Origin of the sequence: Eubacterium ventriosum (assembly GCF_025150745.1) — a bacterium.
Lineage (GTDB): Bacteria > Bacillota > Clostridia > Lachnospirales > Lachnospiraceae > Eubacterium_G > Eubacterium_G ventriosum.
On sequence record NZ_CP102282.1, the window covers coordinates 1,311,436 to 1,326,304 of the forward strand.

A 14,869-nucleotide genomic window follows, 5' to 3' on the forward strand; every position below is an offset into this window, starting at 1 on the left:
CATAAAGATTTGGATATTTTGACATTCAAATCAGGTAAAAGATATATTTAAAAGCAACTAATAAGTATTTGAATGATGCAATTTAAAAAAGAGAGTAACTAGAAGGCAGTTATTAAGGAAAGAGAAAATATACCAGATGAAAACAGTTAGCGGATATGTTGAAAATATAACATTTAGAAATGAAGATAATGGTTTTACTGTGTTAACATTATCCAGTGGAAAAGAAGATATAACATGTACAGGTAATTTTGGATATATTGGTCAGGGAGAATATGTAGAAATAGAAGGTGAGGAAGTTTTCCATGAGATTTATGGAAAACAAATAAAGGCAACAAACTATAAAATTGTTCCTGCAACAGATGAATTATCGTTAAAAAAATATTTAGGTTCTGGAGCTATAAAGGGTCTTGGCGCAGTGCTTGCAGATAGAATAGTAGACAAGTTTGGTGAGGATACTTTTAGAATTATAGAAGAGGAGCCGGAGCGCCTTGCAGAAATCAGAGGAATTACTACAAGAAAGGCTATGGACATTAGTACTCAGCTTGAAGAAAAAAAGGATATGCGTGATGTTATGATTTTTCTTCAGGGATATGGAATTTCTCCTACATTAAGTACGAAAATATTTAATAATTATGGAACAAGGGTTTATGACATAATTAAAACTAATCCGTATCAGCTTGCAGATGATGTGACAGGTATTGGCTTTAAGACGGCAGATGAAATTGCCAGAAGAGCCGGTGTGGAAGTTAATGCGTCTGTAAGAATAAAAAGTGGAATGTGCTATGCTTTAACAGAAGCGTCTTTATCAGGACATACATATCTTCCTAAGGAAAAAATGGTGGAAACTACCATTAATTTGCTTGGACTAAGGGATCAGTACTTAAATGCTGACGGAACATACAATATGGAATTGCTTGATAACTGTTTTACGGAACTTGTGCTTGAAAAGAAGTTAATTTTAAAAGAAATTGATGACAATCAGGCAGTGTTTTTGTCTACTTTTTATTATACAGAATTAAATATTGCAAGAATGTTGCTTGAATTAAATATTTCAACACCGGAAGATGATTATATTCTTGGGGTGAAAATGGATACAGTTGAGGATATGTCAGGAATTCATTTAGATGACCTTCAAAGACAGGCAGTTGTGGCAACACAGAATAACGGTGTATCTATTATAACCGGTGGCCCGGGAACAGGAAAGACCACAACAATTAATGCTATAATTCAGCTGTTTGAATCTGACGGATTAGAAGTAAGTCTTGCGGCTCCAACGGGACGTGCCGCAAAGCGTATGACTGAGGCTACAGGCCATGAGGCAAAGACTATTCACAGAATGCTTGAAATATCAGGTGGGCAAAGTGATGATCCTGAACTTGATGCGAAGTTTGGAAGAAACGAACAAAATCCATTGGAAACAGATGTTGTTATTGTAGATGAAATGTCTATGGTAGACACTTTTTTGATGCATGCGTTTTTGAAAGCTGTAACTGTTGGAACAAGATTGGTTTTTGTTGGAGACGTTAATCAGCTTGCAAGTGTTGGCCCGGGAAATGTTTTGAAGGATATTATTGAATCTGAATGCTTTAAAGTTGTACGTCTTACAAAAGTTTTTCGTCAGGCAGGGGAAAGTGGAATAGTAACTAATGCTCATAAGATTAATGAAGGAAAAGAAGTTAAACTTGACAATAGTTTTGGAGATTTTTTATATATAGAAAGAGAAAATGCTCAGATGGCATTAAATGCAACAATAGGTCTGATAAAAACAAAACTTCCAGCATACGTAGGAGCAAATGAAATGGACATACAGGTTCTTACACCTATGCGTAATGGAATTTTAGGCGTCAACTCTCTTAATCCGGGATTACAGATGTATATGAATCCGCCTGACAAAAATAAGAACGAAAAAGAGATAGCCGGTGTCGTTTTCCGAGAAGGCGACAAGGTTATGCAGATTAAAAATAATTATCAGCTTGAATGGGAGCAGAGAACAGATAAAGGTTTTCTTGTGGATTCCGGCTCCGGAATTTTTAACGGAGATATGGGAATTATTACAAAAATAAATAATCTTACTAATTATATAGAAGTAAAGTTTGATGATGACAGATATGTTACATATGATTCTAAACAGGCAGAAGAGTTGGAACTGGCTTACGCTGTTACAATTCATAAATCTCAAGGTAGCGAATATCCGGCAGTTGTAATGCCTTTGGTTTCGGGAGCTTCGATGCTTATGACAAGGAATCTTTTGTATACGGGAGTTACAAGAGCAAAGAAATGTGTGTGCATAGTCGGCAGAAAAGAAACTTTTAACGCAATGGTTAAAAATGAAGATCAACATAAGAGATATTCAGGATTGAAATGGCAACTTATTAATTATTATCAATAAGAAAAGGTGGGGGAATGTTAGGTAGAGTAATTGAGTGGATGTATCCAACAGTTTGCCCGGTTTGTCAAAAAGTTCTTGGCAAGGGAAAGATTATATGTGATACATGTAAAGATGAGTTACATATCATTAATGAGCCAAGGTGTGCTAAGTGTGGCAAACCATTAACAGACAGTGGTAAAACATATTGTAATGATTGCAAAAAGATGAAACATTACTATGACAGGGCAAGGTCTGTTTTTGAATACACAGGGGAAATGAAACTTGTTTTATACAGATTTAAATATGGAAATTCCAGGGATTATGGGAAATTTTTTGCAAAAGTGGCAAAAGATGTATTGGAAAATAAATTGAAAGAATGGAATGTTCAGGCAATAATTCCGGTTCCAATGTATAAAGATAAGGAAATAAAGAGAGGTTATAATCAGGCGGAAGTTTTTGGCAGAGCGCTAAGTAAGGAGACGGGAATTGCTTTAGACGATAAATGTATTATTAGAAAGAAGTCTACGGTTCCCCAGAAAAAGCTTAGCAATGAAATGCGGAAAATTAATTTGCAGAAAGCCTTTGGCGTGGACAGGAAAATATGCTCCGAATATAAAACAGTACTTTTAGTTGATGACATATATACAACAGGTAGTACTTTTGATGCCTGTGCAAAGGTGTTAAAGGTGGCAGGAGTTGAGAAAGTGTATTGTCTTTCCGTGGCAGTTGGAAGGGATGGATAGAATAATAAAAAAGACTATAGTTTATGAATTAATCCAGGTTCAAAATATAAATCGTAAATATTAATAAAAAAATGTTGACGCATTTGTATTTACGTGTTATATTTATGAGGCGAGCAACTAGGTCTTTTTTTTTTTTTGCAAAAAAATTTAGACTTTAAACATATAAAAAATGCGGAGGTGAAACTCATGAGAACAAGAATTACATTAGAATGTACTGAATGTAAACAGCGTAATTACAATACAACAAAGGATAAGAAGACTCATCCAGACAGAGTTGAAACAAAGAAGTATTGTAAATTCTGCCAGAAACATACATTACACAAAGAAACTAAATAGTTTGAGTTAATGGAGGGTAAGAAAATGGCAGAGGCAACTAAGAAGAAAGAAAGCCGTATTAAGACTTGGTGGACAGGTGTTAAGGCTGAATTTTCAAGAATTATCTGGCCGGATAAAGCAACAATTATTAGACAGACAGTTGTTGTTGTGGTAATCACAATTATCGTAGGTGTTCTTATTTCTCTCATTGATAGTGTTGTACAATTAGGATTAGATGCTATTATTGGAAGATAAGAATTAAAAATATGAGGTGATTAAATGTCAGAAGCAAATTGGTACGTTGTTCATACTTATTCAGGGTATGAGAATAAAGTTAAGACTACTATTGAACAGACAATTGAGAATAGAAAATTGCACGATCAAATATTAGAAGTATCAGTACCTACACAGGAAGTTGTCGAACTTAAAAACGGCGTAAGAAAAGTTTCTGAGAAAAAACTTTTCCCAGGTTATGTGCTTATAAACATGGTTATGAATGATGATACATGGTATGTTGTAAGAAACACAAGAGGTGTTACAGGGTTTGTAGGTCCTGGATCTAAGCCGGTTCCACTTACTGATACAGAAATGCTTTCTCTTGGAATCAAGAATGAAAAAGTTGAAGTTGATTTTAAAGAAGGCGATATGATTGCAGTCATCGGTGGCGTTTGGTCAGGTACAGCAGGCGTGGTTAAACGTATTGATGAGAACAGACAGACAGTCACAATTAATGTTGACATGTTTGGTAGAGAAACTCCTGTAGAATTAAACTTTACAGAAGTTAAAAAGATGAATTAAGATTCACATTGTGAATTTTAATAATGCACATAAGTGCTAATAGAAGAAGGTTTTGCAATGAATAGCAAGGCCGTGGGAGGGATTCCCGCTAATACCACAAATTTAGGAGGTGCCGAAAGATGGCAAAGAAAGTAGAAGGTTACATTAAATTGCAGATCGAAGCTGGCAAAGCAACACCAGCTCCACCAGTTGGTCCAGCACTTGGACAGCATGGATTAAACATCGTTCAGTTCACAAAGGACTTTAACGCAAGAACAGCTGATCAGCCGGGAATGATTATTCCAGTTGTTATCACTGTTTACCAGGACAAGAGTTTTAGTTTCGTAACAAAAACTCCTCCAGCAGCAGTATTATTAAAGAAAGCTTGCAAGATCCAGAAGGGTGCAGGCAATTCATTAAAAGAAACAGTTGCTACAATCTCAAAGGCTGATTTACAGCAGATCGCTGAAACAAAGATGCAGGATTTAAATGCTGCAAGCATTGAAGCTGCTATGAGCATGATCGCAGGAACAGCTAGAAGTATGGGAATTAAGGTTGAAGACTAATTTTAAAATGAATTGAAAAAAGTGGGAGGTATATCCGCTATTACCACTAGGAGGTTTAAATGAAAAGAGGAAAGAAATATACAGAGGCAGCAAAGTTAATCGATAGAGCTGCACAGTATGACACAGAAGAAGCTATTTCTTTAGTAAAGAAAGCAGCAGTTGCAAAATTTGATGAAACAATAGAATGTCACATCAGAACAGGTTGTGATGGACGTCATGCAGATCAGCAGATCCGTGGTGCTGTAGTATTACCTAACGGTACAGGTAAAACTGTTAAAGTTTTAGTTTTCGCTAAAGGTGCTAAGGCTGATGAAGCTCAGGCAGCAGGCGCTGATTTTGTAGGCGGTGAAGAGTTAATACCAAGAATCCAGAATGATGGATGGTTAGACTTCGACGTTGTTGTTGCTACACCAGACATGATGGGTGTTGTTGGTAGACTTGGTCGTGTACTTGGACCTAAGGGCTTAATGCCAAACCCTAAAGCAGGTACAGTTACAATGGACGTAACAAAAGCTATTGATGATATTAAAGCTGGTAAGATTGAATATAGATTAGACAAGGCTAATATCATTCATGTTCCAGTTGGAAAAGCTTCATTTACAGAAGAACAGTTAGTAGAAAACTTCAATGCACTTATGGGTGCTATTAATAAAGCTAAACCAGCTGCAGTTAAGGGTGCTTACTTAAAGAGCGTTACTCTTACATCAACAATGGGACCTGGAGTAAAGGTTAACCCAACTAAGTTAGTAAACGCTAACGCATAATTTAAGGTTGTTACTGAACAATCAGTTGACAATAAAATAAGAATGTGCTATTATGCACAAGTGGTTTAATACCAATTGCCGAAGACAGTAGGTGCCTACGGGGATTTATCCTTGACAAGGGCGTAAACTTAGTACCTACCGAGGAATGAAGTTATAAGTATGACTGACAATACCTCTCTGTTTCGGCAGAGAGGTTTTTTATACTATTGTATAATATTCGGCGCAATGTTTGGTTGCAGACCTAAATTTTATAAGGAGGCAAAACAATCATGGCAAAAGTAGAGTTAAAGAAACCTGTCGTTGAAGAGATTTCAGAATTACTCAATGGTGCAGCTACAGCAGTTGTTGTAGATTACCGTGGACTTACTGTTGCAGAAGATACAGAACTTCGTAAGCAGTTAAGAGAAGCTGGTGTTGTATACAAAGTATACAAGAACACTATGATTAATTTTGCAATCAAAGATACTGAATTCGCAGATTTAGCTCAGCATCTTGAAGGACCAACAGCTATTGCAGTATGTAAAGATGATGCTACAGCAGCAGCTAGAGTATTAGCAAAATTCGCTAAGACAGCTGAGGCTTTGGAAATCAAAGGTGGCGTAGTTGACGGAATTTACTACGATGCAGTAGGAATCGGTCAGATTGCATCTATCCCATCAAGAGAAGTACTTCTCTCAAAATTACTTGGATCTATGCAGTCACCAGTTACAAACTTCGCTCGTGTTATTAAGCAGATTGCTGAAAAGAACGAAGAAGTTGCATAATCAGGCATAACCTGATAATGAATGCTAAGCATTCACATTAAAGATGGATTTAATAACATCGAAACAATTATAAAGAATTATTAATGGAGGAAATTACAATGACAACAGCAGAAATCATTGAAGTAATCAAAGGATTAACAGTTTTAGAATTAAACGATTTAGTAAAAGCATGTGAAGAAGAATTTGGCGTATCTGCAGCAGCAGGTGTTGTAGTAGCAGCAGCTGGAGCAGAAGGTGGAGCAGCTGAAGAAAAGACAGAATTCGACGTAGAATTAACAGAAGTTGGTGCTAACAAGGTTAAGGTTATCAAGGCTGTTAAGGATGCTACAGGATTAGGATTAAAGGAAGCTAAGGAAGTAGTTGACGGAGCTCCTAAGGTAGTTAAAGAAGGTGCTACAAAGGAAGAAGCAGAAGCATTAAAGGCTCAGTTAGAAGAAGTTGGAGCAGTTGTAACATTAAAATAATCGCGACAAACTTTTCGCAGAGCGTGCGCTCGAACATAAAAAGAGAGACAGGGTTGTGTTTACACAAAACCCTGTCTCTCTTTTTATGTTTGCACGCGTACATTCTACAAATGTACGTGTGCTTTCTTCGATACCAAGCTGATAGTGTTTAAAAATATAACCCCAATAATCAAACAGAAATATTCAATAAAAAAGCCCTTGACACCAATTGTTTCCTATGGTAAAATTCTACTGTTATGCTTAAAAGTAGGCGTAGTGCGCCCTTTTGACAACAATGAAAGTGCTAAAACAGTACAAAAACTTAATTTTATTAAGCAAAAGTAACTAAAAAAGTAATAAAATAAAGACAAGGAGTGAAATGTCAATGGAGAAAAACAGAATTCGCCCTGTGAAATCAGGAAAAGGCATACGTATGAGTTATTCAAGACAAAAAGAAGTTCTTGGAATGCCTAATCTTATTGAAGTTCAGAGAGATTCATATGAGTGGTTCCTGAGTACAGGTCTTAAGGAAGTATTGGAAGATATATCTCCGATTGAAGATTACGCACAAAACTTAAGCCTTGAGTTTGTTGACTTCAAATTATGCGAAGATGAGAAGAAGTACACAATCGAGGAATGTAAGGAAAGAGATGCAACATATTCTGCACCTTTAAAAGTTAAAGTAAGACTTCATAACAAGGAGACAGGTGAATTTACAGAACACGATATTTTCATGGGTGATTTACCACTTATGACTGCAACAGGTACATTCGTTATCAATGGTGCAGAACGTGTTATCGTAAGCCAGTTGGTTCGTTCACCAGGTATCTATTACGTTATCGGTCATGATAAAGTAGGTAAGGAATTATATACATCACAGGTTATTCCTAACAGAGGTGCATGGCTTGAATACGAAACAGATTCAAATGATATTTTCTATGTTCGTGTAGATAGAACAAGAAAGCTTCCTGTAACAGTTCTTATTAGAGCTTTAGGAATTGGAACAAATGCTGAAATCACTGAATTATTCGGTGAAGAAGAAAAACTTACAGCAACATTTGAGAAAGATCCAAGTACAAGCTATGAAGAAGGCCTTTTAGAACTTTACAAAAAGATTCGTCCGGGCGAACCTCTTAGCGTTGACAGTGCTGAATCAATCGTTGCAGGTATGTTCTTTGATGCAAGAAGATATGACCTTGCAAGAGTTGGTCGTTATAAATACAACAAGAAATTGGCTTACAAGAACCGTATTAAAGGTTTACCATTAGCTGAAGATGTTGTAGATATGACAACAGGAGAAGTTTTAGCAGAAGCCGGAACTGTTGTAACAGAAGAACTTGCTATTAAGATTCAGAATGCAGCTGTTCCATCAGTAATGATTCAGACAGATATTAAGAATGAAAAAGTTCTTTCAAACCTTGCTGTAGATATTAATGCATATGTTGACTTTGATTGTAAAGAATTGGGAATTAATGAAGAGGTTTATTACCCTGTTCTTGCTGAAATTCTTGCTGAAAATGAAACAGAAGAAGAATTAAAAGATGCAATTAAGAGAAACGTACACGAATTGATTCCAAAGCATATTACTAAGGAAGATATTTTCGCTACAATCAACTATTGTATGAATATTGAATATGGAATCGGTTCAGAAGATGATATTGACCACTTAGGAAACAGACGTATCCGTGCAGTTGGTGAATTACTTCAGAATCAGTATAGAATCGGTCTTTCAAGAATGGAAAGAGTTGTTCGTGAACGTATGACAACTCAGGATCTTGAAGGAGTTTCTCCACAGACATTAATTAATATAAAACCTGTAACTGCAGCTGTTAAGGAATTCTTCGGAAGTTCACAGTTGTCACAGTTTATGGATCAGAATAACCCATTGGGTGAATTAACACATAAGAGACGTTTATCAGCCTTAGGACCAGGTGGTCTTTCAAGAGATCGTGCCGGATTCGAGGTTCGAGACGTTCACTATACACATTACGGTAGAATGTGTCCTATTGAGACACCTGAAGGTCCTAACATCGGACTTATTAACTCATTTGCATCTTTCGCAAGATTAAATGAGTACGGATTTGTTGAGGCTCCATATAGAGTAGTAGACAAGTCAGATCCTGAAAATCCAAGAGTAACAGATGAAGTTGTTTACCTTACAGCAGATGAAGAAGATAATTACACTGTTGCACAGGCTAATGAACCATTGGATGCAGAAGGACATTTTGTACACAATAACGTATCAGGACGTTATAGAGAAGAAACATCACAGTTTGATAAGAAGAGAATTGACTTAATGGACGTTTCTCCTAGAATGGTATTTTCAGTTGCAACATCAATGATTCCATTCTTACAGAACGACGACTCAAACCGTGCCCTCATGGGATCAAACATGCAGCGTCAGGCCGTTCCACTTATTACAACAGAAGCTCCTGTTGTTGGTACAGGTATGGAAGCAAAGGCAGCTGTTGACTCAGGTGTTTGTGTTGTTGCTAAGCGTGCCGGTGTTATTGAAAGATCAACATCAAAAGAAATTACTATCAGATATGATGATAATGGAGAAAAAGAAACATATAAGCTTCTTAAATTCCAGAGAAGTAACCAGAGTAACTGTTATAACCAGCGTTCAATAGTATTTAAGGGAGACCACGTAGAAGCAGGTGAAGTTATTGCTGATGGTGCATCAACATCTAACGGTGAAATTGCACTTGGTAAGAACCCACTTATCGGTTTCATGACATGGGAAGGTTATAACTACGAAGATGCTGTACTTCTTAGTGAAAGATTAGTTCAGGACGATGTTTATACATCAATTCATATAGAAGAATACGAAACAGAAGCAAGAGATACTAAGCTTGGACCTGAAGAGATTACAAATGATGTTCCTGGCGTAGGTGATGAAGCCCGTAAAGACCTTGATGAAAGAGGTATTATCAGAATCGGTGCTGAAGTTCGTGCCGGAGATATTCTTGTTGGTAAGGTTACACCTAAGGGTGAAACAGAGCTTACACCTGAAGAAAGACTTTTGAGAGCAATCTTCGGTGAAAAGGCAAGAGAGGTAAGAGATACATCACTTAAGGTTCCACACGGTGAACAGGGTATCATTGTTGATGCTAAGGTATTCAAGAGAGAAAATGGAGACGAATTAGCTCCAGGCGTAAACGAATCAGTTCGTATTTACATTGCTCAGAAGAGAAAGATTTCCGTTGGTGATAAGATGGCCGGACGTCATGGTAACAAGGGTGTAGTTTCACGAGTATTACCAGTAGAAGATATGCCATTCCTTCCAAACGGAAGACCACTTGATATCGTACTTAACCCATTGGGCGTACCTTCACGTATGAACATTGGTCAGGTCCTTGAAATTCACTTAAGCCTTGCAGCTAAAGTATTAGGATTTAACATTGCAACACCTGTATTTGACGGTGCTGACGAGTACGACATTATGGATACACTTGAAATGGCAAACGATTATGCCAATACAGAGTGGGAAGATTTCCAGGCAAAATATCAGGATAAATTAAATCCTGAAGTTATGGAATATCTTGGTGAACACCTTGATCATAGAGAAGAATGGAAGGGTGTTCCAATTGCAAGAGATGGTAAGGTTAGACTTAGAGATGGTAGAACAGGTGATTACTTCGATAACCCTGTTACAATCGGATTCATGCATTACCTTAAGTTACATCACTTGGTTGATGATAAGATTCATGCACGTTCAACAGGTCCTTACTCATTAGTAACACAGCAGCCACTTGGTGGTAAAGCTCAGTTCGGTGGACAGAGATTTGGTGAAATGGAAGTTTGGGCACTTGAAGCTTATGGTGCATCATATACATTACAGGAAATCTTAACAGTTAAGTCTGATGACGTTGTAGGACGTGTTAAGACTTATGAAGCAATTATTAAGGGTGAAAACATCCCTCAGCCGGGAATTCCTGAATCATTCAAGGTACTTATTAAGGAACTTCAGTCATTAGCACTTGATGTTAAGGTATTAGATGAAAATGACAACGAAGTAGAATTAAAAGAAAGCATTGATTACGGTGAAACAAACTTTAATGCAATTCTTAATGATAATAAGAACTATAGCCAGAAGAAAGAAGACAGCCAGAGCTTTGAACAGGCTGGTTATAGCACACAGGAATTTGTAGGTGAAGAACTCCAGACTGTTGATGCTCAGGGAAATGTAGTTGAAGATGGAATGGATGAATAATTAAGAAGGGAGATTTGATCATGGCAGATAATAACGTTAGTGAACAGGTATCATTTGACAAAATCAAAATTGGTCTTGCTTCACCTGAAAAAATCAGAGAATGGTCAAGAGGCGAAGTTACAAAGCCTGAGACAATAAATTACAGAACTTTAAAACCTGAAAAAGATGGTTTATTCTGTGAAAAGATTTTCGGACCAAGCAAAGACTGGGAATGTCATTGTGGTAAATACAAGAAAATCAGATATAAAGGTGTAGTCTGCGACAGATGTGGCGTTGAAGTAACAAAAGCCAGCGTACGTAGAGAACGTATGGGTAGTGTTGAACTTGCTACTCCTGTATCACATATTTGGTACTTTAAAGGAATCCCTTCAAGAATGGGATTAATCCTTGATATTTCACCAAGAGTATTAGAAAAAGTATTATACTTTGCTTCATATATCGTGCTTGATCCAATGGAAACAACATTGGATTACAAGCAGGTATTGTCAGAAAAAGAATTCAGAGAAGCATATGAAGAATTCGGCGGAAAATTCCGTGTAGGAATGGGTGCTGAAGCTATCAAAGAATTGCTTATGGACATCGATGTTGAAAAAGAAGCAGAGCAATTAAAATCAGAATTATTTGAAGCAACAGGACAGAAAAAAGCAAAAATCGTTAAGAGATTGGAAGTTTTTGAAGCGTTCAGAAATTCAGGTAACAAGCCTGAATGGATGATTTTAGATGTAATTCCTGTAATTCCACCTGATTTAAGACCTATGGTTCAGTTAGATGGTGGTAGATTTGCTACATCTGATTTAAATGATTTATATAGAAGAATTATTAACAGAAACAATCGTCTTAAGAGACTTCTTGAATTAGGCGCTCCAGAAATTATCGTAAGAAATGAAAAGAGAATGCTTCAGGAAGCTGTAGATGCATTAATTGATAATGGTAGACGTGGTAGACCTGTAACAGGACCTGGTAACAGAGCACTTAAGTCTTTATCAGATATGTTAAAGGGTAAGCAGGGACGTTTCCGTCAGAACTTACTTGGTAAGCGTGTTGACTACTCAGGACGTTCAGTTATCGTAGTAGGACCGGAACTTAAGATTTACCAGTGTGGTCTTCCAAAAGAAATGGCTATTGAATTATTCAAGCCTTTCGTAATGAAAGAATTAGTAGCTAATGGTACAGCTCACAATATTAAGAGTGCGAAGAAGATGGTTGAAAGACTTCAGACAGAAGTTTGGGATGTACTTGAAGATGTAATCAAAGAACATCCTGTTATGTTAAACCGTGCCCCTACACTTCATAGACTTGGTATTCAGGCGTTTGAACCAATTCTTGTAGAAGGTAAGGCTATCAAACTTCATCCATTGGTATGTACAGCGTTCAACGCCGATTTCGACGGTGACCAGATGGCTGTTCATCTTCCACTTTCAGTAGAAGCACAGGCTGAATGTAGATTCCTTTTACTTTCACCTAATAACTTGTTAAAACCATCAGATGGTGCACCTGTAGCAGTTCCTTCACAGGATATGGTACTTGGTATTTACTATTTGACAATGGATAGAATGGTTGATCATTCTAAGGAAGAAGAAATTGCTTCTACAGTAGCTGAAGATGCTCCTATTTATGATACAGATGAAGAAATCAAGGAAGCTTTAGATAAAGGAATTATCGGAGCTCACGATATGATTAAGTATCATGCAGATGATAGAGTTGTAATTTGTGAACCTGTTGATGCATTAGGACATTCATTTAGTGATATTAATCAGGCTATTTTAGCTTATGAAAATAAAGAAATTTCACTTCACCAGAGAATTAAGGTTAAGAGAACTGTATTCAACGGAGAAGGAAAAGAAGTAACAGGTATTATTGACACTACACTTGGACGTTGTTTATTTAACGAAATTCTTCCACAGGATTTAGGATTCGTTAAGAGAGAAACTGATGAAGATTACCTTAAATTGGAAGTTGATTTCCACGTAGGTAAGAAACAGTTAAAGCAGATTCTTGAAAAGGTTATTAATAACCATGGAGCAACTAAGACTGCAGAAGTTCTTGATAACATTAAGGCTATGGGTTATAAGTTCTCAACAAGGGCAGCTATGACAGTTTCAATTTCAGATATGACAGTACCTGAATCAAAGAAACAGATTCTTGCAGATGCAGAACACACAGTTGATGAAATTACAAAGCATTATCGTCGTGGTTTCTTAACTGATGAAGAAAGATACAAAGAAGTTATCGAAACATGGCAGGCAGCCGATAATGAACTTACAACAGCCCTTCTTAGTGGTCTTGATAAGTACAACAACATCTTTATGATGGCCGATTCCGGTGCCCGTGGTTCTGATAAACAGATTAAACAGCTTGCCGGAATGCGTGGTTTGATGGCTGATACAACAGGTAAGACTATCGAACTTCCTATTAAGTCGAACTTCCGTGAGGGTCTTGACGTATTGGAATACTTCATTTCAGCCCATGGTGCTAGAAAGGGTATGTCAGATACTGCCCTTAGAACAGCCGATTCAGGTTACCTTACAAGAAGACTTGTAGACGTTTCACAGGATCTTATTATTAGAGATGTAGATTGTTGTGAAGGTAAGGCTATTCCATTTATGGAAATCGAAGACTTAGTTGATGGAAACGAAGTAATCGAAAGTCTTGAAGAAAGAATCACAGGTAGAACTGCTGCAGAAACAATGTATGATGCAGAAGGCAATATGATTGTTAAAGCTAACCATATGATTACACCAAAGCGTGCAGCAAGAATTGTTGCTACAGGTGTTAAATCAGTTAAGATTAGAACAATTCTTACATGTAAGTCACACGTAGGTGTATGTGCTAAATGTTATGGTGCAAATATGGCAACAGGACAGAGAGTACAGGTTGGTGAGGCAGTAGGTATCATCGCTGCTCAGTCAATCGGTGAACCTGGTACACAGCTTACTATGAGAACATTCCATACTGGTGGTGTAGCCGGTGACGATATTACACAGGGTCTTCCTAGAGTAGAAGAATTATTTGAAGCAAGAAAGCCAAAGGGACTTGCAATTATCGCAGAGTTCGGTGGTGTTGCTGAAATTAAGGAAACAAAGAAGAAACGTGAAATTATCGTAACTAACCCTGAAACTGGCGAATCAAAAGCTTATCTTATCCCTTATGGATCAAAGATTAAGATTCTTGATGGTGCTGTTCTTGAAGCCGGTGACGAACTTACAGAAGGTAGCATTAACCCACATGATTTATTAAAGATTAAGGGACTTCGTGCAGTTCAGGATTATATGATCCGTGAAGTACAGAGAGTTTACCGTCTACAGGGTGTAGAAATCAATGATAAGCACGTTGAAGTTATTGTTCGTCAGATGCTTAAGAAGATTAAGGTTGACACAGCCGGTGATTCAGAATTCTTACCAGGAACAACAGTTGAAGTTCTTGACTTTAACGAAGTTAATGAACAGCTTGAAGCAGAAGGCAAGGAACCTGCAACAGGTACACAGATTATGCTTGGTATCACAAAGGCTTCACTTGCAACAAGCTCATTTTTATCAGCAGCTTCATTCCAGGAAACAACAAGAGTTCTTACAGAAGCAGCTATCAATGGTAAGGTTGATCCACTTGTAGGTCTTAAGGAAAACGTAATTATTGGTAAGTTAATTCCTGCAGGTACAGGTATGAAGAGATACGGAGATGTAAAGTTAAGTACAGATGAACGTATCGCAAGAGAAAAGGAACAGGCAGCATTAGCAGTTTCAGCAGAAGATGTAGAAGATGAAGCAGAAAATGCTAAAGAGAACAGTGATGTAATTGAAGTTTCAGAAGAAACAATTGAAATTACTGAAGAATAAAACATTTGATGGAAATTTATAATAAAGTTTCCATAAAATAATAACAGACAGTTCGTAACCATCCTGTCTATAAACAAAAC

At 37.2% G+C, this 14,869-nt stretch carries 11 protein-coding genes and 1 other annotated feature; all 11 genes read left to right on the top strand.

Going from position 1 to position 14,869, the window contains the following annotated elements; all coding sequences use genetic code 11:
• Window positions 1-136: 136 nt before the first annotated feature.
• The 11 genes from recD2 (at window position 137) to rpoC (ending at window position 14,789) form a co-directional block, all read left to right on the top strand.
• A complete protein-coding gene (gene recD2, locus NQ558_RS05925; RefSeq protein WP_005358657.1) occupies window positions 137-2,389 on the top strand; it encodes an SF1B family DNA helicase RecD2 in 2,253 nt (750 codons plus the stop codon).
• A 14-nt stretch (window positions 2,390-2,403) separates the two neighbouring features.
• Window positions 2,404-3,111 carry a ComF family protein gene (locus tag NQ558_RS05930; protein WP_005358654.1) on the top strand — a complete coding sequence of 236 codons (708 nt, stop codon included), beginning with the start codon at window positions 2,404-2,406 and terminating at the stop codon, window positions 3,109-3,111.
• A 186-nt stretch (window positions 3,112-3,297) separates the two neighbouring features.
• Window positions 3,298-3,447, top strand: a complete 150-nt coding sequence (gene rpmG / locus NQ558_RS05935) for a 50S ribosomal protein L33 (RefSeq protein WP_021952244.1) — start codon at window positions 3,298-3,300, stop codon at window positions 3,445-3,447.
• Between the two features lie 24 nt (window positions 3,448-3,471).
• The gene (gene secE / locus NQ558_RS05940; RefSeq protein ID WP_040447301.1) at window positions 3,472-3,681 is read left to right on the top strand and encodes a preprotein translocase subunit SecE; all 210 of its coding nucleotides are present in this window, start codon (window positions 3,472-3,474) and stop codon (window positions 3,679-3,681) included.
• Window positions 3,682-3,705: 24 nt separating this feature from the next.
• A complete protein-coding gene (nusG, locus tag NQ558_RS05945; RefSeq protein WP_005363475.1) occupies window positions 3,706-4,224 on the top strand; it encodes a transcription termination/antitermination protein NusG in 519 nt (172 codons plus the stop codon).
• A gap of 119 nt (window positions 4,225-4,343) precedes the next feature.
• Window positions 4,344-4,769, top strand: coding sequence for a 50S ribosomal protein L11 (gene rplK / locus NQ558_RS05950; RefSeq protein ID WP_005363477.1), 426 nt, complete (start codon window positions 4,344-4,346; stop codon window positions 4,767-4,769).
• Between the two features lie 59 nt (window positions 4,770-4,828).
• Window positions 4,829-5,533 (top strand): 50S ribosomal protein L1, encoded by a 705-nt coding sequence (rplA, locus tag NQ558_RS05955; protein WP_005363480.1) that lies wholly within the window; start codon window positions 4,829-4,831, stop codon window positions 5,531-5,533.
• A gap of 60 nt (window positions 5,534-5,593) precedes the next feature.
• Window positions 5,594-5,743 (top strand) — a sequence feature (ribosomal protein L10 leader region).
• A gap of 59 nt (window positions 5,744-5,802) precedes the next feature.
• Complete coding sequence (gene rplJ / locus NQ558_RS05960; protein WP_005363482.1) at window positions 5,803-6,297, top strand: 50S ribosomal protein L10; 495 nt, start codon at window positions 5,803-5,805, stop codon at window positions 6,295-6,297.
• Window positions 6,298-6,395: 98 nt separating this feature from the next.
• A complete protein-coding gene (gene rplL, locus NQ558_RS05965; RefSeq protein ID WP_040447304.1) occupies window positions 6,396-6,761 on the top strand; it encodes a 50S ribosomal protein L7/L12 in 366 nt (121 codons plus the stop codon).
• A gap of 364 nt (window positions 6,762-7,125) precedes the next feature.
• On the top strand, window positions 7,126-10,956 hold the full coding sequence (gene rpoB, locus NQ558_RS05970; RefSeq protein ID WP_005363486.1) for a DNA-directed RNA polymerase subunit beta: 3,831 nt from the start codon (window positions 7,126-7,128) through the stop codon (window positions 10,954-10,956).
• Window positions 10,957-10,976: 20 nt separating this feature from the next.
• Entirely contained in the window at window positions 10,977-14,789 is a 3,813-nt protein-coding gene (gene rpoC / locus NQ558_RS05975; protein WP_005363488.1) for a DNA-directed RNA polymerase subunit beta', read from the top strand.
• Window positions 14,790-14,869: the final 80 nt, after the last annotated feature.

Bases quoted from the DNA above. Each gene is read 5' to 3' on its own strand.
- nusG (WP_005363475.1), top strand. From the start codon at position 3,706: ATGTCAGAAGCAAATTGGTACGTTGTTCATACTTATTCAGGGTATGAG.
- rplJ (WP_005363482.1), top strand. From the start codon at position 5,803: ATGGCAAAAGTAGAGTTAAAGAAACCTGTCGTTGAAGAGATTTCAGAA.
- rplK (WP_005363477.1), top strand. From the start codon at position 4,344: ATGGCAAAGAAAGTAGAAGGTTACATTAAATTGCAGATCGAAGCTGGC.
- rpmG (WP_021952244.1), top strand. From the start codon at position 3,298: ATGAGAACAAGAATTACATTAGAATGTACTGAATGTAAACAGCGTAAT.
- rplA (WP_005363480.1), top strand. From the start codon at position 4,829: ATGAAAAGAGGAAAGAAATATACAGAGGCAGCAAAGTTAATCGATAGA.
- secE (WP_040447301.1), top strand. From the start codon at position 3,472: ATGGCAGAGGCAACTAAGAAGAAAGAAAGCCGTATTAAGACTTGGTGG.
- rplL (WP_040447304.1), top strand. From the start codon at position 6,396: ATGACAACAGCAGAAATCATTGAAGTAATCAAAGGATTAACAGTTTTA.
- rpoB (WP_005363486.1), top strand. From the start codon at position 7,126: ATGGAGAAAAACAGAATTCGCCCTGTGAAATCAGGAAAAGGCATACGT.
- recD2 (WP_005358657.1), top strand. From the start codon at position 137: ATGAAAACAGTTAGCGGATATGTTGAAAATATAACATTTAGAAATGAA.
- rpoC (WP_005363488.1), top strand. From the start codon at position 10,977: ATGGCAGATAATAACGTTAGTGAACAGGTATCATTTGACAAAATCAAA.
- NQ558_RS05930 (WP_005358654.1), top strand. From the start codon at position 2,404: ATGTTAGGTAGAGTAATTGAGTGGATGTATCCAACAGTTTGCCCGGTT.